This window comes from Geobacillus sp. YF-1 (genome assembly GCF_052692335.1).
Map to the genome: position 1 here is coordinate 965,555 of NZ_CP199850.1, position 19,915 is coordinate 985,469.

A 19,915-nucleotide genomic window follows, 5' to 3' on the forward strand; every position below is an offset into this window, starting at 1 on the left:
TTTTCGCTCCGGCTCATATATAATGAACGATGAACGTTTGTAGCCTTGGAGGTTTGGAAGTTGGAGCGAAGAACAGCCCTTTTGCTCGGAGCGAGCGGTTTGGTCGGCGGTGAAGTGCTGAAGCTGTTGTTGCAGTCGGATGTATACCGGCAGGTGACAGTGCTCGTTCGCACGCCGTTGCCGATCAAGCATGAAAAGCTGCAGCAAGTCGTCGCCGATTTTGCCCAGCTTGAGTCGTACGAGCGGTATTTTGCTGTCGACGATGTCTTTTGCTGCCTCGGGACGACGCGCAAAAAAGCGAAAACGAAGCAACGATTCATTCAAGTTGATTATGAATATACGCTGCGCGCCGCGGCGCTGGCGGAAAAACGCCGCGTGAAAAGCTTTTTGACCATCTCTTCGGTCGGTGCCGACCCTTGCTCGCCGTTTTTCTACCAGCGAGTCAAAGGAGAGACGGAAGAAGCGCTGCAACGGCTTTCCATCCCATCGCTTCATATTTTTCGTCCGTCTCTGCTTGTCGGCAAACGGCGGGAGTTCCGGCTCGGCGAGGCGCTCGCCGGGTGGCTGTTCGGTCGGCTGCCGTTTTTGTTCGTTGGCAAGTGGAAAAAGTACAAGCCGATTGATGCCCACGAGCTTGCGTTGGCGATGTTTTACCGGGCGTTGTCGGCGGCGGACGGCGTCCATATTTATGAATGTGATGAACTCGCCCGCATTTCGTAAACAAAAAAGAGGCTCTTGGCAGCCTCTTTTTCCTATTCAATAATTTTATAATTTTTATGATTGACAACTGTCCGCTCTTGCAAATCGAGTTCACGGTAGTTTTTCATGTATGTCAAATCCACGATGACTGAGTTTTCATTCACCTTCTCCACAATGCCGCGCAACCCATTTTTAAACTCGATGATATCTCCGACTTTGGCTTTTTTCATCGTCATTCCCCTTTTATCCAATTTGATCATCAGCCGAATTTGCTGCGATGGAGCCACTCGGTGCACTTATTCTTGCAACCGGCTTTTTTACTAGTTTGCCGTATTTTTGAATGCAAGTAAAGGGGATATATGTCCTAAAAAATTGAACGTACGTTCCAAACCAAATCCCCTGCCACCTTATCACCAAAACATGTACTTGACGGTTCACTTCTCTGAATAAGTGTATGCAAAACATGATTGGTTTCCTGTTCTTTCTTGGTTACATAAGTAAGGCACGTGATGAAAAAATCAAGGACAACTTTTGGTGAAGAGCCCCCTCCCTCAAGGGGAATGAAGGGCGACGGCCCGGCGAAGCGCAACGGAGGGCGTTTGCGATTGAAAAAAGGGGCGAAACCGCCCCTTTGTTTTCGTTTATTTGGCAAACACGTGGTTGCCGATGACAACGGTCACCGGGCGAGAGCGCAGCCAGTTGCTTTTCGCCGTTTTCGGATTATAGAAATAGAGCGAGCCGTTTCCTAAACCGCGAAAAGCAAGTGCTTCTTCAACGGCGCGGTAAGATTCGCGGTCAGCCGGTTCGTTGATCGTTCCGTTTGCGACCGGCGTGAACGCGTAATGGCCGCCAGAGCGCTCATAAATGACGTCGCGAATCGTATCCGGAAAATCAGGGTGATCGACGCGATTGAGAACGACCGTCGCCACGGCCACTTTCCCGGCATACGGTTCTCCCTTCGCTTCGGCATGAACAAGGCGGGCAAGCAAATCTTTTTCTGCCGCTGTGATGCCGGCATCAGGGATGACGAGTGGTTCGCCAGGGTACAATAGATCGCCTTTGCGATTCTTTTGCTTCAGCTGCTTCAGCGGTACGCCGTATTGTTTGGCGATTTTCCAAAGTGTATCGCCGCGTTTGACTGTATGAATGGTCGCCGCATCGGCGTGGCCGGCAAAGAAAAACGTTCCACACAATAGCGCCATCACCCATGCCTTTCCTCGTTTCATTCACATCCCTCCTCTCGTAAACTCGCTACTAGAGTAACAAGGATGGCGTCGTTCTTCATTATCTAAATGATGGAAAAGGGTGCGAAGCGTTGATAGGACGAGTTTCATAGAAACGTTGGAAATTTCTCCGCCAAAAGCAACATCCGGCTTTCCTCCTCCCTTGAAAGCCGGATGTTGAAACGATGAAGACAAAGAAGTCAGCTGCGCGGGGTATCCATGTAATGGTAGAGAACGTGGCCGCCACGCTGGGCGATGCCGCGGAACTGTTTGAAATCGGGCTGTTGGATGAGCACGGAGCGGAAGAGTAAAAAATCTTCTTTTTTCACCAATAGTTCAGAGATGATGCCGTTGCGCAGTTCGTTGATTTTTTGAACGGCCCATGCTTCATTCATCATCGATCCCCCCAACCGTTGATGAAATCGCCTTGACAACATTTATCATAACGCAGCCGACGATGCGGATAAATACCCATATTTTGGCCGGGCAAACACCCTTTGCTTGTTCCGACATACAATATGGGTGGGTACGCGCCCCGAGAATATGAGTGAGAAAGGGAGAGGACAATGAATCATTGGAATTCGTATGTGAATCAACCATTTCCGGCGGCTGCCGGCTATAGCGGCGAGACGGGCCCGGCCGAGCCGGCGATGCCGATGACCTACTATCCAGCGATGGTGCCGTACAGCTACTGGTGTCCGCCGGCGATGCCGATGGCGCCGTTGGTCAGCCCGGCTTATATGGGCGGGCTTGAGAGCTCGGATAGTTTCGACAGCCCAGACAGTTCGAACCTGATGCCGCCGCTCAGCCTAGGAACCATGCCGAATGTGGCGCCCGCTTCGGCCGGGTCGATGGGCGGAGAAGACAATGCGCCGCCTGCCGGTCATATGACTCCGTACGGGAGCATGGCGCCAGCTGTCGGCATGGGAGGCGGCCCGGCGCCAGCGTTCATTCCCTATATGTCGACGGGGGTGACGCCGGCTGCTGTCCCTAGTGCTGTCCCGTATGCGCCGATGTACTATCCGGTGCCGCACTCCACCATGCCATACGGTGGTTACGCCGCGCCGTGGCTGCCGTCATATGATGGCGGTCCCACCCCTTACGCCCCTGGATGGTCGACGCCGTATATTCCATAACTCATGGAAAAAGACCGCGATAAAGCGGTCTTTTTTTTGTGGGTGGACTCCGTGTCATTGCGCCGAAAAGGTCGGTGAAAACTGGCTGCCACAAGCAAATCTGCGTCATGGCGCCAAAAAAGAAGGCTCATTTCACTAGACTTTTCTAACCGGGAAACAAATGGAATCGCACGATTTTGTACGAAGTCACCGTCCCTCTAGAAGGGCGGTGATTTACTCGCGCAACTGCTCCCCGGCATTGTTTTTCAAATAGAAAAGCCTTACAACAATGCAAACTTTTTTTCGTCAACTAAAGGCAACCAATGTTTTTCATCAGCCTCCGAGCAGGGCGGTGATTTGCTGGCCCCACCGCTTCTTAGGATCGTTTCTCAAGTAGAAAAAACTTGCTGCATCAGTCTCTATGTTCACACGTTCCATCACCGATCAAGGCAAACAGCGGTTTTTCACCAGCCTCCTAAGGAGCGGGCGAATGTTTTGTGACGCTTCTGAATGGTATAATAAGCGGTAGTTTCCCTAGCAAGAAAGGATGGAATTTTTGAGAATGCGGAAAGGAGAACGGGTGGAATGGGAATGAAGGAAAAGACGGTGATTGTCACGGGTGGAGCAAACGGAATTGGCAAAGCCATCGCCATAATGTTCGCCAAAAACGGAGCGAATGTTGCCATCGTCGATATGGATGCGGAAAACGGGGAAAGGCTAGCCGAACAGCTGCGAGCGGAAGGGAGGCATGCGGCGTTTGTGAAAGCGGACGTGCGCCGGGCCGCTGAGATTGAGCGGTTTGTCAAGGAAGCGGCCGATCGTTTTGGCGGCATTGACTATTTGATCAACAACGCCGGCGTTTCGCGCTGGAAATCGCCGTATGAGTTGACCGTCGAGGAGTGGGATGACGTGTTGGCGACGAACTTGCGGAGCGCCTTTTTGGCTTCGCGTGAGGCGGCGAAATATATGCGCCGCAACGTCAAAGGAGGGGCGATCGTCAACATCGCCTCGACGCGGGCGCTGATGTCCGAGCCGAATTCGGAGGCGTATGCCGCGTCAAAAGGCGGGCTCATCGCGTTGACCCATGCGTTGGCGGTGTCGCTTTCCCAAGATCGCATCCGCGTGAACTGCATCAGCCCTGGCTGGATTGAAACCGGCGATTACCGCCAATTGCGGAGCATCGACCACGAACAACATCCGGCCGGCCGCGTCGGTCAACCGGATGATATCGCGCGCGCTTGTCTGTATTTGTGCGATGAAGAAAACGATTTTATCACCGGGACGAATCTCATCATTGATGGGGGAATGACAAGGAAAATGGTGTATATTGAGTAGGGAGCAGGGGTTTGCTAAAATAAATAAAATGGGAAGTCTTCAAAAGGTGGGATGAGGGAATGAAAATCCGCAAAACGCCGGTCGTGGACGGACAAGCTCCTACGCGCGTTTATCTTTATGAAAACCGAAAAGAGGAGTACATTCTTCTCGCTATTCCGGCGCTTGAGTGGTCCTTTTCATTCTCTTATGAGGAGGAAACGGAAGAGACGGTGCGGCGGTTGGAGGCATCGTTGGAAAAACGGCTCGGTCGCGAGCGCGCCGCCTTGCTGGCGGAGCAGCTGCTCGGTTGGGCGCGGGAAATGTAGCCCGGCGGCCCACGATTTTTGCATGTTAGGGGTTCGATGGGGACGTGTTCAACAAATCAAAAGTCATGGCAACCTATATGATCGGCAGTGTAGTATGGATCGTTGCCACCGATGTCTTGCTCAACGTGCTGCCGGTCGGCCGCGGCGTCTATACGGTGCTCAGCGCGGCCAAAGGAACGGTGTTTGTGTTGCTGTCGGCCGTGTTTTTGTATCAGCTGCTAAAAAAACGCGAGCAGCTGGAAAAAACGGAGGAAAACGAGCAGCAACTATTGACGCTCATTAACTCGATGCCTGATTTTGTTTGTTTTAAAGACAGCGAAGGACGATGGCTGCGCGTCAATGATTTTGGCCGGCGGCTGTACGGCTTGGAACAGATCGACTATATCGGGAAAACCGACCGCGAACTCGGCGAACGAATGCCGTTTTTCCAAAAGGCGTTTGAGCAGTGCATAGAATCGGATCGCGAGGCATGGGAAAGCGGAACGGTGACGCGCCGCGAAGAATCGTTCGAGACGCCGGACGGGGAAATGAAAACGTTTGATGTGATTAAAGTGCCGCTGTTTGAAGAAAACGGCAAGCGCAAGGGGCTGTTGACGATCGGCCGCGACATCACTCAACAAAAACGAGCCGAGGAGTTGTTGCGCAAGAAAGAAAAGCTGTCGGTCCTCGGCGAACTCGCGGCAGGCATTGCCCATGAAATCCGCAACCCGTTGACGTCCATGAAAGGGTTTATTCAAGTGATGCAGGAGACGCGGGAAGTAAACGATCACTATATGCGCATCATGTTGAGCGAACTCGACCGCATCAACCAAATTGTCAGCGAACTGTTGGTGCTGGCGAAGCCGCAAAGCCACGATTACCGCCCGTTTTTGCTTGGCGAGGCCCTTTCGTACGTGATCAGTTTGATCGGCCATGAGGCGACGTTAACCAATGTTTCCGTATCGGTCCATAACAACGCTCCGAAAGCGTATGTGCACGGCGATCAAAACCAAATTGTCCAAGTGCTTTTGAACATTATGAAAAATGCGGTCGAAGCGATGCCTAACGGCGGAACCTTGTATGTCCGCGTTTCTGAAGCTGAAGGGAGCGTCTGCATCGATATTGCCGACACCGGCATAGGCATTCCGAAAGAGCGGTTGCAAAAAATCGGCGAACCGTTCTTTACTTTGAAGGAAAAAGGGATGGGGCTCGGGTTGACGACGAGCATGAAAATTGTCCAAGAGCATAAAGGGACGATGCGGATTGAAAGTGAAGTGGGGAAAGGGACCGTCGTTCATTTAACTTTTCCGTCCGCCCGTGCATCTTAGGCGAACACATCGTTCGGAAGGGGCGAAAAAGATAAAGGGACAAACAGAAGGGAGCGCCGAATGGGAAGCGTTCTATAATCGGTTAAGCGAAACAGATAACAGAAGGGGCGGCCGCCATGTATGAAAACTGAAACCTTCCGCGCATGATAAACGTAATCAAGAAAGGAAAACTGCGCGAGAGGATGTGATGGAATGCTCATCGCCCAACTGGCTGTCATTTTATTCGCCGCCAAACTGGCCGGCGATGCGGCCGCGCGTCTTGGTCAGCCTGCTGTGCTTGGCAAGCTGCTGATCGGCATTGTGCTTGGGCCAAGCATGCTCGGAGTGATTGAAAATACCGATTGGTTGCACGAACTGAGTCAAATCGGTGTCATTTTGCTCATGTTTATCGCCGGCCTTGAAACGGATATCGACCAGTTTAAGCGAACGGGAAAAGCCGCGTTTGCCGTTGGTGTGCTCGGCATCGCTGTTCCGTTGCTGGCCGGGTATGCGGCCGGAGCAGCGCTCGGCATGGAGACGGGAGCGGCCTTATTTTTAGGTCTTTTATTATCGGCGACGAGCGTCAGCATTTCGGTGCAGGCGCTGAAAGAGATGGGACGCTTGCAGTCCAAAGAAGGATCGGCAATTCTTGGCGCCGCGGTGATTGATGACGTATTGGTTGTGATCGCTTTGGCGTTTTTGTTGAGTCTTACCGGCGGCGATGTCGATCTCGGCGCGGTTGTGTTGAAAAAAGTGGTCTTTTTTACCGTTGCGGTATTGCTCGCTTGGAAAGCGGTCCCGCTCATCTTGCGGTGGTTTGCCCCGCTGCGCGTGACGGAAGCCGTCGTCTCAGCCGGGCTGATCATCTGCTTTGCCTTCGCTTGGTTTGCCGAAGCTACCGGAGTGGCGGCGATCATCGGCGCTTATATCGCCGGGCTTGGAGCCAGTTTTACCGATTATCGGGAGGAAGTGTTGGATAAAGCTGAAACGATTGGGTATGCGTTGTTTGTCCCCGTCTTTTTTACCTCCATTGGGGTTGCAGCCGACTTTTCCGGGGTTTGGCAACATTGGCCGCTCATTTTCGGTTGGAGTGTGCTGGCCGTTTTGACGAAGCTCGTCGGTGCCGCGCTGGGGGCAAAATGGGCCGGGTTTTCGTGGGGAAGCTCGTTGGCGGTCGGTGCCGGCATGGTGTCGCGGGGCGAGGTCGCGCTCATTATTGCCGGCATTGGCTTGGAAGCCGGGCTGCTTGATGATGAGTTGTTTGCGACCATGATCATCGTCGTGCTGGTCACGACCATTGTGACTCCCCCGCTTCTCAAAGCGATTTTTAGCCGCTTGCAACCGGTTCGCCGGACCGCGTAAACAAGCTGACGGGCCGGCGATGAAGGGGGAGGATGTTGGCTTCGATTGAGAAACGAATGGAATCAGCAGTATTTTGCCTTAAATCACCAACCTTCTAGGCGATTGCTGTGGTTGCTGCTCAAAAAGCCGGGGCTGACGGAAAGCTGTCGAAAGGAGGGCTTTTTCCGTCCGCCCCGGTTTGATGGTGATGAGCGGTTTTTTTTCGCTTGTTTCGTTGTATCGACGCTGTCTTTAGCGAGTTCCGCTTCCGCTTTCGAGACGGTTGGATTGGCTACTTCTTGGCTGACCTTATTTTGTCTTCCTTTTTTGGACATCTCTGTTTCTCCTTTCATGTAAGCAGCCGCTTCCCGCTATCTAGCGGCAAGATGTTGTTTAGCTCTCGGTTTGGTCCGAATGGGATGAACCTGTTCGTTCATCGAGAGGTAAGGCATCCCATTCCCTCCCATCCGCGCCCTCTTGATAGTATGGAGAAAAGGGCGGCGTCTCATCCGGCAACGCACGATCTTTTTTCATTGAGTCTGACGGCCGGTCCGGTTTATAATGAGTTCGCATAGGCTCCGAAGCAAACGATCCGCATAGAAAGGAGGAGCTCGATTGGCACAGCCGTTTCGCGTCGAAAAAGCACTGAACAACAATGTGTTGATCGCCTCCCACCCGGCGTATGGCGAAGTCGTTTTGATCGGCAAGGGGATCGGCTTCGGCAAAAAACGGGGGGATGAAATTGCCGAGAGCGCAGTGGAAAAATGTTTTGTGCTGAAAAATGAGCGTGAACAAGAGCAGTATAAAAAGCTGCTGCCTGAACTGAGCGAGGAATTGATCGCCTTGATGAACGAGGTGATTCAGCATATTACACGGCGCGTGGACGCGCCGCTCGATGAGCATATTCACGTGGCGCTGACCGACCATATCGCCTTTACGCTCAAACGGCTCGAGCAAGGGCTTGACGTCAAAAACCCGTTTTTGGCGGAAACGAAAAGTTTGTATCCGCTCGAATATGAAATCGCTGGCGAAGTGGCCGGCATGATTGAACGGCGGCTTGGCGTCGTGTTGCCGGAAGGGGAAACAGGCTTTATCGCTCTTCATATTCATAGCGCCATTTCGAAGCAAACGGTATCGGAAGCCAACCAGTATTCGCAGCTGATCGCCAAGCTTGTTGAGATCGTCGAACAGCAGCTCGGGGTTGAGATCGACCGCGAGAGCATTCATTATTTGCGATTTGTCCGCCATTTGCGCTATGCGATTGAGCGGATGAAAAAAGGGGAAAAAGTCGAAGAACCAAAAAATTTGTCGAAAATCTTGAAAGAAGCGTATCCGCTATGCTACAATTTAGCGTGGAAGCTGATCAAAGTCATGCAGCAAACGATTCGTCAGCCCGCAGATGATGCGGAGGCGGTCTATTTGACGTTGCATTTGCAGCGGCTGGCGGAGAAAAAAAGCGAAACAACGGCATAACGCTGCCTTGCTTTACGTGTTACTGATTCGATCAGGCATGAGTAAAGAGGGCAAAAAGGGACGAAAGCAGCTGGCGTTTGCTGGCTGTTGTAAGCGTTCTTTTTTGCTGCTCTTTATTCATGCTTTTTTTGTTGTGCTGGCCGATCTCAAGGGCTGTTTCTGTGCCGGTGGGCTAGTTTTGCGCCGGCAAAGCCACGCCCTAGATCGAAGGCGCTTTCTCTCTGCTGCTCCGTTTTGCTGCGGATCGCCCACCGCGCCATTTTCGGTACATGAATTTGCCGTTTGCTGCAAAACTTAAGAAAAGGAACCTAAAGGAGGGTGTCACATGAAACGAGCGTTTGGCACGCTGCAAAAAGTCGGGAAAGCGCTTATGCTTCCGGTGGCCATTTTGCCGGCGGCCGGGATTTTGCTGGCGTTTGGTAACGCCTTGAAAAATCCGGCGCTGACCGATAAAATCCCGGCTTTAAAAGCCGATTGGATTGTGCTTGTCTCCAACGTGATGGAGCAAGCAGGCGGCATTGTTTTCTCGAATTTGTCGCTCTTGTTCGCCGTCGGGGTGGCGATCGGCTTGGCCGGAGGAGATGGAGTGGCCGGCTTGGCCGCGATCATCGGCTATTTGATCATGAACGTCACCATGAGCGTCATCTTAGGCGTCAGCGCCGATATGGTCGGATCTGACCCGTCCTATGCCAACATTCTCGGCATTCCGACATTGCAAACGGGTGTTTTCGGCGGGATCATCGTTGGGATTTTGGCGGCGTACATGTACAACAAGTATTTCAATATTGAGTTGCCGCAATATCTCGGCTTTTTCGCCGGCAAGCGTTTTGTGCCGATTGTGACGGCGGCATCGGCGGTCGTGCTTGGCATTTTGATGACGTTCATTTGGCCGCCGATCCAACACGGGCTCAACGCTTTCTCGCATAACATGATTGACGCGAACAAGCCGCTGGCGGCGTTCATTTTCGGCGTCATCGAACGGGCGTTGATCCCGTTTGGGCTTCATCATATTTTCTATGCGCCGTTTTGGTTTGAATTCGGCGAATATGTCAACAAGGCCGGCCAAGTCATTCACGGCGATCAAAAAATCTTTTTCGAGCAGCTGAAAGACGGGGGAAAGCTGACGGCTGGCACGTTCATGACCGGGAAGTTTCCGTTTATGATGTTCGGTCTTCCGGCAGCGGCGCTCGCCATTTATCATGAAGCGCGTCCGGAAAACAAAAAGGTCGTGGCTGGTATCATGGGGTCGGCGGCGTTAACGTCGTTTTTGACCGGGATTACCGAACCGATTGAATTTTCGTTCTTGTTCGTTGCTCCGGCGCTGTTTGCCATTCACTGCGTCTTTGCCGGCTTGTCGTTTATGATCATGCACCTGCTGAACGTCAAAATCGGGATGACGTTCTCCGGCGGCGTGATTGACTTCCTGCTGTTTGGCGTCTTGCCGAACCGGACGGCTTGGTGGCTTGTCATTCCGGTTGGCTTGGTGTTCGCCGTCATTTATTACTTCGGATTCCGCTTTGCCATCCGCAAGTGGGATTTGGCGACGCCGGGCCGTGAAAAAACGGTTGACGAAGCGCCGCGGACCGAGGCGGCCGCCGGCGATCTGCCGTATGAAGTGCTGGCCGCTTTAGGCGGGAAAGAAAACATCGAACATTTGGATGCGTGCATCACCCGCCTCCGCGTCTCGGTTCATGACATCGGTCAAGTGGATAAGGAGCGGCTGAAAGCGCTCGGCGCCGCCGGGGTGCTCGAAGTTGGCAACAACGTGCAGGCGATTTTTGGACCGAAATCGGACATCTTAAAAGGACAGATTCAAGACATTATGCAAGGAAAAACGCCGGTCAAAGCGAAAGAGGAAGTGAAGGAAGCGGCGCCGGCCGCAGCGCAGGCGGAACGGATCGCCTCGCCGCTCGCCGGGGAAATCGTCCCGCTGTCCGAGGTGCCGGATCAGGTGTTTTCACAAAAAATGATGGGCGACGGCTTTGCGGTTATGCCAACGGAGGGCACTGTCGTTTCCCCGGTGGACGGGAAAATTTTGAACGTATTCCCGACCAAGCACGCGATCGGCATTCAATCCGTCGGAGGCCATGAAGTGTTGATCCACTTTGGGATTGACACCGTGAAACTGAATGGCGAAGGGTTCGAGGCGCTCGTGAAAGAGGGCGACGCGGTAACAAAAGGACAGCCGATTTTGCGCGTGGACCTCGACTATGTGAAGCGGAACGCGCCATCGATCGTGACGCCGGTCATTTTCACGAACTTGCAAGCGGGCGAGACGGTGCGCGTCCATAAACAAGGTACGGTCGCCCAAGGAGAAGACGGTGTGGTGGAAATCGGCTGAACAGCCGGCTGATCGGTTGGGGCGGGAGGACAAGCATTTTCCGTTGCCTCCTCGCCCCAGCATTTGATATGATGGCAAGGAAAATAATGATGAAAGAAAAGGGGATTGATGAACGATGGCAGAAAAAACGTTTCAAGTCATTTCCGACTCCGGCATCCATGCCCGCCCGGCAACGATTTTAGTGCAAACGGCGAGCAAATTTAACAGTGAAATCCAACTTGAATACAACGGGAAAACCGTCAACTTGAAATCGATCATGGGCGTGATGTCGCTTGGCATTCCGAAAGGGGCAACGATTAAAATTACGGCGGAAGGGGCCGATGCAGCAGAAGCGATGGCAGCATTGACGGACACGTTGGCGAAAGAGGGTCTCGCGCAGTAATGGAAAAAACCATCCATGGGATTGCTGCATCGAGCGGTATCGCCATTGCCAAGGCGTACCGCTTAGAAACCCCTCATTTGGCGGCTGAAAAGCGAACGATCGCTGACGTCGAGGCGGAAGTGGCGCGGCTTGAGGCGGCGGTCGCCAAGGCGAAAGAAGAGCTCGAGGCGATCAAACAGCACGCGTTAGAGAAGCTCGGCGAAGACAAAGCTGCCATTTTTGCCGCCCATTTGCTTGTGCTTGATGATCCGGAACTGTTGAACCCGATCAAAGAAAAAATTCAAACCGAACAAGTGAATGCCGAGTATGCGCTTGAGGAAACCGCCTCGTTTTTCATTTCCATGTTCGAAGGAATGGACAATGAATACATGAAGGAGCGGGCCGCCGACATCCGCGATGTCACGAAACGCGTCCTCGCCCATCTGCTCGGGGTCACGATCTCGAACCCGAGCCTCATTTCTGAGGAAGTCGTCATTATCGCCGAAGATTTGACGCCGTCCGATACGGCGCAGCTCGACCGGCAATATGTCAAGGGGTTTGCGACCGACATCGGTGGACGGACATCGCATTCGGCCATTATGGCCCGCTCGCTCGAAATCCCGGCCGTCGTCGGCACGAAGGCAGTGACGGCGGAAGTGAAAAACGGCGATATCGTCGTCATCGATGGGCTCGATGGACAAGTCGTCATCAATCCGTCGCCGGAGCGGCTCGCCCATTATGAAGAAAAACGAGCCCGCTATGAGGCGCAAAAGGCGGAATGGGCGAAACTCGTCGATGAGCCGACGGTGACGGCCGACGGCGTCCACGTCGAGCTGGCGGCCAACATCGGCACGCCGGACGATGTAAAAGGGGCGCTGACGAACGGAGCGGAAGGCATCGGCTTGTACCGGACCGAGTTTTTATACATGGGCCGCTCGGAGCTGCCGACGGAGGAAGAGCAGGTTGCTGCCTACCAAACGGTGCTTGAACAAATGAATGGCAAGCCGGTCGTCGTCCGCACGCTTGACATCGGCGGCGATAAAGAGCTCCCGTATTTAAACTTGCCAAAAGAAATGAACCCGTTTTTAGGGTTCCGGGCGATTCGGCTTTGCTTGGAAATGCAAGACATGTTCCGCACCCAGCTGCGCGCCTTGCTGCGGGCGAGCGTGCACGGCAACTTGAAAATCATGTTCCCGATGATTGCCACGCTCGAGGAATTCCGCCAAGCGAAAGCGATTTTGCTTGAAGAAAAAGAGGCGCTCCTCCGCCAAGGTGTGCCGGTCGCCGATGGGATTGAAGTCGGCATGATGGTGGAGATCCCGGCCGCGGCGGTGATGGCCGATCAGTTCGCGAAAGAAGTCGACTTTTTCAGCATCGGCACGAACGACTTAATCCAATATACGATGGCCGCCGACCGGATGAATGAGCGCGTTTCGTATTTATATCAACCGTACAATCCGGCGATTTTGCGGCTCATCAGCCACGTCATCGACGCCGCCCACCGCGAGGGGAAATGGGTTGGCATGTGCGGGGAAATGGCCGGCGACCCGATTGCGATTCCGATTTTGCTCGCCCTTGGCCTCGATGAGTTCAGCATGAGCGCCACTTCGATTTTGCCGGCGCGCGCTCAGTTGAAACAGCTGACGAAAGAAGAAGCGGCCCGCATTAAAGAGACGGTGCTGTCGCTCGGCACGGCGGAGGAAGTTGTGGCGTTGATCAAACAAACGTTCCATATCGCCTAAATAAAGGCGCGGCGACATTCGTGTTCGCCGCGCTTTTTTGGTCCTTACGCGAGCAACGGAGCGGACGTCTCGTAACCGTAGCGCTGCCTAACGGTAAGGGAAAGGCCGATGGCGATGACTTTCGCCATTTGATAAACAATGTGCAAATTCGTATACGGAAGCACGCTCATATCAGCCGTATCCTCCATCATCACTCCCATGATGCTGAGATCGCCGAGCGATGGAAGGGAATGACCAAGCGCCGTGCCGGGAGCGAGCGCCCCGGGGCGAATGGCGATCGTATGGACAAACGGCCGCGGACCGACGACGATACTGTCGATCGCCAGCACGTAGGAGCCGCGTTCGTTCAGCCGCTCATGCACGAAGCGGAGATTGGTGGCATCGACGGGCGCTTGCAGCGTGCCGATGACGGTCAGATGATCGGGATACACATTCTCAAGCAGCGTGCCGACAAACGGCCCTAAACTGTCGCCGTTAATGCGGTTGCTGCCGATGCAAACAACCGTCAAATGGCCGATGTGCGCCGGCAGCAACGAAAACAGTTCATTGCGAATGAGCAAAGGAGCGAGCGGATCGCTGTAAGGAATCGGTCTCATCGCTTACGAGTCCTTTCCGTTTTTGTTCTTGCTGTCTTATTCGCGACCGCCGCCAGCGATTCCTTTCTGTTCACGATTAAAAATTTTTCCTCATGTTTGCTTCAACGGATTGCGCCACTCCATTAACACCGCGTGATTGAGCGATTCTTCGTCTTCCAAATAATTGCGGACAACCGCAAGCGGTGTGCGCCCGCAGCGAAGCAAAAACGTAATAACCGGGTCTTTCAACTCACCGGCTGTCACTTTGCGAATGTATTCTTCCGGGGACAGTTCGTTCGCATAGCGGTGATAACCGGGCATCCGTCCGCCGCCGAGCAGCCGGTCGAGCCCGAGATGAACGACGACTTCATACATCGACTGCATGAGCCACTTGCCAAGGCCGAGCTTCCGATACGGCGGGGAAACACAAATGTCAACGACATAAAGCGTGTTGCCGTCCGGGCGATGGTTGCGAATATAGCCGCCGTCGGTTATTTCTTCCCACGTATGGTCGGCATGGTTCGGGTCAAAGTCGACGATGAGCCCGGTCATAGATCCGACGATGCGCCCATCGACTTCGGCGCATAGCGCCCCTTCGGGAAACAAGGTGACATGGTTTTCCAGCTGCGCCTCGTTCCACCACAGTTCGGACGGAAACGGAGGCGGAAAGCTTTCCTGCTGCACGCGGATGAGGGCGGAAAAATCGCTTTTCGTATAGTTGCGAATGACGGCTTGCCGCGGCGTGTCGCCGTCAAACACGTATAGCCGTTTTTGGTACACGCCGATCCCCCTTTCGTTCGTTTTACCTTCATCATAACCGAAAGCTAGAAAAGACGCTAAGAAAAGGTTCATCCAAGAGGAAACCGACCGTTGGCCGATGAATGAAAGGAATCAGCGTTTTTCACCAACCTTATGTATGAATTAAGAAGCTAATCCTATAGACGGGGGCCGATTGTCCTTCTATAATGAAACATAGTTCGACAAAAAGAGGAAGAAGAGGGGAGAAATAGCGAGTGTTTCGGACATTGCGCAGCAAACTCATTGTCTTAATGGCTTTATTGTTGGTCATTTCGTTGGCCGCCGTGCAGCTCGTCGGCGTGATCCAAACGCGGCAGCTCGTGGACGCTGACGTGAAACAGCGCGCTCAGTCAGCGCTGCAAGGGCTGCTTGGCGACATTCGCACCAGCTTTCAAAGCGAGGAAAACAGCCTTGTCCAATTCAGTGAGTCGCCTTCGGTCTTGCAAATGGTTCAAGATGAAAACGCATGGCCGCAGTTGGAAAAGCAGTTCCGCACGTTTTTGCGCATTCATGAAAACGTCCAGTTCATTTATATCGGCACGGAGCGGAAAAGCATGTACATAACGCCAACGACAGAGCTTCCGGATGGATATGATCCGACGAGCCGCCCGTGGTACAAAAAAGCGATGGAGAAGCCGGACGAGGTCGTGTGGACGGAGCCTTACGTCGATGCCATCACCGGTAAACACGTCGTGACGCTGGCGAAAGCGGTGAGCGAAAACGGCCACATCTTGGCCGTCGTCGGCATTGATATGACGCTGGATACAGTCACAAGAATTGTCAATGCGAGCGATGTCGGCTACCACGGCTATCCCGTGTTGTTTGACGAAAAAGGGGTGGCGGTCGTTCATCCTCAGTATAAAGGGAAAAACATGGCGAAAAACCCGATTGTTCGCTATATGCTTGAGCATGACAAGGGGATGCGGGAATACGAACAGAATGGCGAACAGCGGGTGATGTATTTTACGACCATTCCGGAGCTCGGCTGGAAGGTGGGCGTCGTTTATAAGGAAGCGGACTTGTCGGCGATGAGCCGCACGATCGGAACGAATATGTTTGTCATTACGGTGATCGCCCTCATTGTCGCGCTTGTTGCCATTTACTTTTTGGCCCGTTCGATTACGAAACCGGTGATCGTTCTGCAAGAGCAAGTCGAAAAGGCAGCAGCCGGTGACTTGACGGTGCAGGCGCGGGTGACGGCCAAAGATGAGATCGGGCGCCTCGCCCACCATTTCAACGACATGATCGGACATATGCGGGCGCTGATCGGAGAAGTGAACCGCTCTGTTAATGAATTGGCGGCTTCCGCTGACCATTTAAGCGCTGTCTCCGAGGAAACGATGGCCACAAGCGAACAGGTGGCGAAAGCGATCGGTGAAATTGCCAAAGGGACGACCGATCAAGCCGGAAGTCTTGATACGATCAATGACCAGACGTCAGCGCTGTCACGGCAAATCGAAGCGGTCACCGGTGCAACAGCTGACATGGAGTCGCTGTCGCACGAAACGAAAACGGCTAGCTATGACGGATTGGAGCATTTAAATCGTTTGCAGCAAAAATCCGAAGAAGCAAAACAGGAGCTGTCCGGCGTGGAAAACGTCATCAGCGATTTAGTGAAAAAAATGGGCGAAATTGACGAAGTGATTCAAACGATTACCGCCATTTCCGGCCAAACGAACTTGTTGGCGCTGAACGCCAGCATTGAAGCGGCGCGCGCCGGGGAACACGGCAAGGGGTTTGCCGTCGTTGCCAATGAAGTGCGCAAGCTGGCGGAACAATCAGCGAAGGCGACGGAAATGATCCGCGCAACGATCGCGGCTATTCAGCAGCAGGCCGGATTGGCGATCGAGGCGGTCGGCCGCTCCAAACAAGCGTACAACGAGCAGCGGGAAGCGGTGCACACGACCGGCGATTCGTTCGTCAAAATCACCGACATGATGGAACAATTAACGGCCGCGCTCGCCAATGTAATGGAGGGAGCGAAGCGGATGAACGGAAGCAAGGACGATGTGATTGCCGCGATGCAAAACATCGCCGCCATCGCCCAGCAATCGGCGGCAGCAGCCGAAGAAGTGGCCGCTTCGGCCGATGACCAGCTGCAGGCGCTCGCGACGGTGACGCAATCAGCGGAAACGTTAAGCGAGATGAGCCAGCAATTAAAGCAGCTCGTAGAAAAATTCAAGCTCTCGTAACAGAAAACGCAGCCGTTGTCCGGCTGCGTTTTTCATTATTCGAACTATTCCAACAATGATAATGAGTTGAATTTTTTTAAGTTTCTGCGTCGATTTTAACGGGCAATAGTGTTAAAATAAACAGTGAAAACGTTTATTGTCGTTAATTTGCCGTTCATTCGGGAATAATGGTAGCCAAATGGGAGTGCGGCGTCTTGCTAACTGCTGTTAGCTTGACCCGAGGGATACGAAAACAAGTTGGAGGTTTTCTCACGATGGCAAATCAGACCAACTATGCTCAACCGTGGAGCCAGTTTTACGGGCCGAACCTCGGTTACGTCATCGAAATGTACGAACAGTACCTCGATGACCCGAACAGCGTCGACCCAGAACTGAAGCAGCTGTTTGAACAGTGGGGGGCGCCGCTGTTGGAAGAACCGGTTTCTTCCGAAGCGGAGGAAGCAATGAAAACGCATCAAACGTTCCGGCTGCCGGAAACACCGACCGTATTCAGCAAGCTTGTCGCCGCCGTCAAGCTGGCGGACAGCATCCGCCATTACGGTCACTTGGCAGCGGACACGAATCCGCTCGCCAAAGAGGAGAAAACGTTGCGCCGTTTAGAGCTGGAGGAGTATGATTTAACGGAAGACGATTTGAAGCGCATTCCGGTTGCGTTTCTTTGCCCACATGCCCCGGCGCATGTCAAAAACGGCTGGGACGCCATCTTGCACTTGCGCAAAATCTATACCGATAAAATCGCCTTTGAATTCTCGCAAGTACATAATCTAGAAGAACGGAACTGGCTCATCCAGCAAATTGAATCCGGAGCGTACTACCCGAGCTTGGCGAACAAAGAGCGGGTCGCTTTGTTGCGCCGTCTGACGGAAGTGGAAGGATTTGAAAAGTTCATCCATCGGACGTTTGTCGGGCAAAAGCGGTTTTCCATTGAAGGCTTGGACGCCATGGTGCCGCTATTGGACGAGTTGGTTCGCCAAGCGATCGAGCATGAAGTCGACGCGGTCAACATCGGCATGGCGCACCGCGGCCGGCTGAACGTGCTGGCCCATGTGCTTGGCAAGCCGTACGAAATGATTTTCGCTGAATTCCAGCATGCCGAAAGCAAAAACTTTATCCCGTCAGAAGGAGCCGTTTCCATCACTTATGGCTGGACGGGCGACGTCAAGTATCACTTGGGAGCTGCCCGCCGTTTGCGCAATCAAAACGCCCATACGATGCGGATCACGCTCGCCAACAATCCAAGCCATCTTGAGGTCGTCAATCCCGTTGTGCTCGGCTACACGCGCGCCGCTCAGGAAAATCGGACGAACCCAGGCGCGCCGGCGCAAAATACGGATGCGTCATTTGCCATTTTGATTCACGGTGATGCGGCGTTTCCGGGGCAAGGCATTGTGGCTGAGACGTTCAACCTCAGCCAGCTGCGCGGCTATACGACCGGAGGGACGATCCATATCATCGCCAACAACATGATCGGCTTTACAACGGAAAGCCATGACTCGCGCTCGACGACGTATGCGTCCGATATGGCGAAAGGGTTCGAAGTGCCGGTGGTGCACGTCAACGCCGACGATCCAGAGGCCTGTTTGGCGGCGGCGTGCTTGGCGTTTGCGTACCGCCAGCGGTTTAAGAAAGACGTTGTCATCGATTTGATTGGCTATCGCCGCTTCGGCCATAACGAAATGGATGAGCCGATGGCGACGAATCCGACGATGTATCAACTCATCAACCAACATCCGACCGTGCGTCAATGGTATGCCCAAAAATTGGTTGAAAAAGGGATTTTGACGGAGCAAGAAGTGGAAGAAATGGAGCACGAGGTCGCCGAACGGCTGAAAATCGCTTATGAGCGGGTGCCGAAAAACGAAGATGAGCTCGATTTCATTATGGATCCGCCGAAACCGGTCGTCGACCGGCTGCCGGAAGTGAAAACAGGTGTGGCGAAAGACGTGCTTCATCGCATCAACGAGGAGCTGCTCCAGTTCCCGGCCGACTTTCATGTGTTTACCAAGCTGGAGCGCATTCTCAAACGGCGCAGCGGCGTCTTTGCCGAAAATGGCAACATCGACTGGGCGCACGCGGAAACGTTGGCGTTTGCCACGATTTTGCAAGACGGCGTGCCGATCCGCTTGACCGGCCAAGATTCGCAGCGCGGCACGTTTGCCCAGCGCCATTTGGTGCTGCACGATGTGAAAACGGGCAAAGAGTATGTTCCGCTTCATCACATCAGCGGCGCGAAAGCTTCGTTTGTCGTGTACAACAGCCCGTTGACAGAAGCGGCCGTGCTCGGCTATGAATACGGCTATAACGTCTACGCGCCGGAGACGCTCGTGCTTTGGGAAGCGCAGTTTGGCGATTTTGCCAACATGGCGCAGGTGATGTTCGACCAGTTTATCTCATCAGGACGGGCGAAATGGGGGCAAAAGTCCGGGCTTGTCATGCTTTTGCCGCACGGCTACGAAGGGCAAGGACCGGAGCATTCAAGCGGGCGCGTCGAGCGGTTTTTGCAGCTGGCCGCGGAAAACAACTGGACGGTCGCCAACTTGTCTACTTCGGCGCAATATTTCCATATTTTGCGCCGGCAAGCGGCACTGTTGCAAAAAGAAGAGGTGCGTCCGCTCATCATCATGACGCCGAAGAGCCTGCTTCGTCACCCGCTGGCTTCATCGGATGCCGATGCGTTCGTGAACGGCTCGTTCTCTCCGGTGCTTGAGCAGCCGGGGCTAGGGACGAACGCCGGCAAAGTGGAGCGAATCGTATTCGGCACCGGCAAACTGATGATCGATTTGGCGGAGCAGTTGAACAAAATGGAAGGGCTAGATTGGCTGCACATCGTGCGCATCGAGGAGCTGTACCCGTTCCCGGAAGAAGCGTTGAAAGGCATCATCGCCCGCTATCCGAACGTGAAAGAGATCGTCTGGGTGCAAGAAGAGCCGAAAAATATGGGCGCTTGGACGTACATGGAACCGCGTTTGCGGGCTTTGGCGCCCGATGGCGTCGATGTCAGCTACATCGGACGGCGCCGGCGCGCGAGCCCGGCGGAAGGCGATCCGGTCGTTCACCGGAAAGAGCAGGAGCGCATTATCCGCTGTGCATTAACGAAATATGAATGATGATTATGGAACGTTTGAGGAG

At 53.7% G+C, this 19,915-nt stretch carries 18 protein-coding genes; 13 read left to right on the top strand and 5 right to left on the bottom strand.

The features are described 5' to 3' along the window. The first annotated feature begins 60 nt into the window (after positions 1-60). Entirely contained in the window at positions 61-720 is a 660-nt protein-coding gene (locus ACTVIM_RS04865; RefSeq protein WP_445613845.1) for an oxidoreductase, read from the top strand. 32 nt (positions 721-752) lie between these two features. Here ACTVIM_RS04865 and ACTVIM_RS04870 read toward each other — a convergent pair whose 3' ends face one another. The 3 genes from ACTVIM_RS04870 to ACTVIM_RS04880 form a co-directional block, all read right to left on the bottom strand. After that, positions 753-929: a YkvS family protein gene (locus tag ACTVIM_RS04870; protein ID WP_081897190.1), complete on the bottom strand. Its 177-nt coding sequence runs from the start codon at positions 927-929 to the stop codon at positions 753-755. A gap of 411 nt (positions 930-1,340) precedes the next feature. Beyond that, positions 1,341-1,925 carry a cell wall hydrolase gene (locus tag ACTVIM_RS04875; protein WP_445613846.1) on the bottom strand — a complete coding sequence of 195 codons (585 nt, stop codon included), beginning with the start codon at positions 1,923-1,925 and terminating at the stop codon, positions 1,341-1,343. 197 nt (positions 1,926-2,122) lie between these two features. Beyond that, complete coding sequence (locus tag ACTVIM_RS04880) at positions 2,123-2,317, bottom strand: hypothetical protein (RefSeq protein ID WP_445613848.1); 195 nt, start codon at positions 2,315-2,317, stop codon at positions 2,123-2,125. A gap of 171 nt (positions 2,318-2,488) precedes the next feature. Here ACTVIM_RS04880 and ACTVIM_RS04885 point away from each other — a divergent pair, with 171 nt between their 5' ends. The 10 genes from ACTVIM_RS04885 (at position 2,489) to ptsP (ending at position 13,221) form a co-directional block, all read left to right on the top strand. Beyond that, on the top strand, positions 2,489-3,058 hold the full coding sequence (locus ACTVIM_RS04885; RefSeq protein ID WP_445613850.1) for a hypothetical protein: 570 nt from the start codon (positions 2,489-2,491) through the stop codon (positions 3,056-3,058). Between the two features lie 564 nt (positions 3,059-3,622). Further along, a complete protein-coding gene (locus ACTVIM_RS04890) occupies positions 3,623-4,372 on the top strand; it encodes an SDR family NAD(P)-dependent oxidoreductase (RefSeq protein ID WP_445613851.1) in 750 nt (249 codons plus the stop codon). A gap of 59 nt (positions 4,373-4,431) precedes the next feature. Further along, entirely contained in the window at positions 4,432-4,677 is a 246-nt protein-coding gene (locus ACTVIM_RS04895; protein ID WP_445613852.1) for a YueH family protein, read from the top strand. A 44-nt stretch (positions 4,678-4,721) separates the two neighbouring features. Next, positions 4,722-5,984, top strand: coding sequence for an ATP-binding protein (locus ACTVIM_RS04900; RefSeq protein ID WP_445613853.1), 1,263 nt, complete (start codon positions 4,722-4,724; stop codon positions 5,982-5,984). 192 nt (positions 5,985-6,176) lie between these two features. Next, positions 6,177-7,325: a cation:proton antiporter gene (locus ACTVIM_RS04905; RefSeq protein ID WP_445613854.1), complete on the top strand. Its 1,149-nt coding sequence runs from the start codon at positions 6,177-6,179 to the stop codon at positions 7,323-7,325. A 45-nt stretch (positions 7,326-7,370) separates the two neighbouring features. Further along, complete coding sequence (locus tag ACTVIM_RS04910; RefSeq protein ID WP_445613855.1) at positions 7,371-7,661, top strand: hypothetical protein; 291 nt, start codon at positions 7,371-7,373, stop codon at positions 7,659-7,661. Between the two features lie 258 nt (positions 7,662-7,919). Further along, the gene (gene glcT, locus ACTVIM_RS04915) at positions 7,920-8,777 is read left to right on the top strand and encodes a glucose PTS transporter transcription antiterminator GlcT (RefSeq protein WP_033843409.1); all 858 of its coding nucleotides are present in this window, start codon (positions 7,920-7,922) and stop codon (positions 8,775-8,777) included. A gap of 325 nt (positions 8,778-9,102) precedes the next feature. Next, positions 9,103-11,118: a glucose-specific PTS transporter subunit IIBC gene (gene ptsG, locus ACTVIM_RS04920; protein ID WP_445613856.1), complete on the top strand. Its 2,016-nt coding sequence runs from the start codon at positions 9,103-9,105 to the stop codon at positions 11,116-11,118. A gap of 115 nt (positions 11,119-11,233) precedes the next feature. After that, positions 11,234-11,500 carry a phosphocarrier protein HPr gene (locus ACTVIM_RS04925; protein ID WP_144973457.1) on the top strand — a complete coding sequence of 89 codons (267 nt, stop codon included), beginning with the start codon at positions 11,234-11,236 and terminating at the stop codon, positions 11,498-11,500. Continuing rightward, the gene (ptsP, locus tag ACTVIM_RS04930) at positions 11,500-13,221 is read left to right on the top strand and encodes a phosphoenolpyruvate--protein phosphotransferase (protein WP_445613857.1); all 1,722 of its coding nucleotides are present in this window, start codon (positions 11,500-11,502) and stop codon (positions 13,219-13,221) included. The genes ACTVIM_RS04925 and ptsP overlap by 1 nt, the downstream gene beginning before the upstream one ends. Before the next feature lie 44 nt (positions 13,222-13,265). Here the strand turns inward: ptsP and yyaC are convergent, their stop codons facing one another. Together yyaC and ACTVIM_RS04940 are read right to left on the bottom strand one after the other, a co-directional pair. Continuing rightward, entirely contained in the window at positions 13,266-13,817 is a 552-nt protein-coding gene (yyaC, locus tag ACTVIM_RS04935) for a spore protease YyaC (protein WP_445613858.1), read from the bottom strand. A gap of 90 nt (positions 13,818-13,907) precedes the next feature. Then, on the bottom strand, positions 13,908-14,576 hold the full coding sequence (locus tag ACTVIM_RS04940; protein ID WP_445613859.1) for a GNAT family N-acetyltransferase: 669 nt from the start codon (positions 14,574-14,576) through the stop codon (positions 13,908-13,910). 233 nt (positions 14,577-14,809) lie between these two features. Here ACTVIM_RS04940 and ACTVIM_RS04945 point away from each other — a divergent pair, with 233 nt between their 5' ends. Both ACTVIM_RS04945 and ACTVIM_RS04950 read left to right on the top strand, forming a co-directional pair. Next, positions 14,810-16,786 carry a methyl-accepting chemotaxis protein gene (locus tag ACTVIM_RS04945; protein ID WP_445613860.1) on the top strand — a complete coding sequence of 659 codons (1,977 nt, stop codon included), beginning with the start codon at positions 14,810-14,812 and terminating at the stop codon, positions 16,784-16,786. 254 nt (positions 16,787-17,040) lie between these two features. Beyond that, positions 17,041-19,893, top strand: coding sequence for a 2-oxoglutarate dehydrogenase E1 component (locus ACTVIM_RS04950; protein ID WP_445613861.1), 2,853 nt, complete (start codon positions 17,041-17,043; stop codon positions 19,891-19,893). Positions 19,894-19,915: the final 22 nt, after the last annotated feature.

Bases quoted from the DNA above. Each gene is read 5' to 3' on its own strand.
- ptsP (WP_445613857.1), top strand. From the start codon at position 11,500: ATGGAAAAAACCATCCATGGGATTGCTGCATCGAGCGGTATCGCCATT.
- ACTVIM_RS04950 (WP_445613861.1), top strand. From the start codon at position 17,041: ATGGCAAATCAGACCAACTATGCTCAACCGTGGAGCCAGTTTTACGGG.
- ACTVIM_RS04875 (WP_445613846.1), bottom strand. From the start codon at position 1,925: ATGAAACGAGGAAAGGCATGGGTGATGGCGCTATTGTGTGGAACGTTT.
- ACTVIM_RS04880 (WP_445613848.1), bottom strand. From the start codon at position 2,317: ATGAATGAAGCATGGGCCGTTCAAAAAATCAACGAACTGCGCAACGGC.
- ACTVIM_RS04870 (WP_081897190.1), bottom strand. From the start codon at position 929: ATGAAAAAAGCCAAAGTCGGAGATATCATCGAGTTTAAAAATGGGTTG.
- ACTVIM_RS04885 (WP_445613850.1), top strand. From the start codon at position 2,489: ATGAATCATTGGAATTCGTATGTGAATCAACCATTTCCGGCGGCTGCC.
- yyaC (WP_445613858.1), bottom strand. From the start codon at position 13,817: ATGAGACCGATTCCTTACAGCGATCCGCTCGCTCCTTTGCTCATTCGC.
- ptsG (WP_445613856.1), top strand. From the start codon at position 9,103: ATGAAACGAGCGTTTGGCACGCTGCAAAAAGTCGGGAAAGCGCTTATG.
- ACTVIM_RS04890 (WP_445613851.1), top strand. From the start codon at position 3,623: ATGGGAATGAAGGAAAAGACGGTGATTGTCACGGGTGGAGCAAACGGA.
- ACTVIM_RS04895 (WP_445613852.1), top strand. From the start codon at position 4,432: ATGAAAATCCGCAAAACGCCGGTCGTGGACGGACAAGCTCCTACGCGC.
- ACTVIM_RS04905 (WP_445613854.1), top strand. From the start codon at position 6,177: ATGCTCATCGCCCAACTGGCTGTCATTTTATTCGCCGCCAAACTGGCC.
- ACTVIM_RS04925 (WP_144973457.1), top strand. From the start codon at position 11,234: ATGGCAGAAAAAACGTTTCAAGTCATTTCCGACTCCGGCATCCATGCC.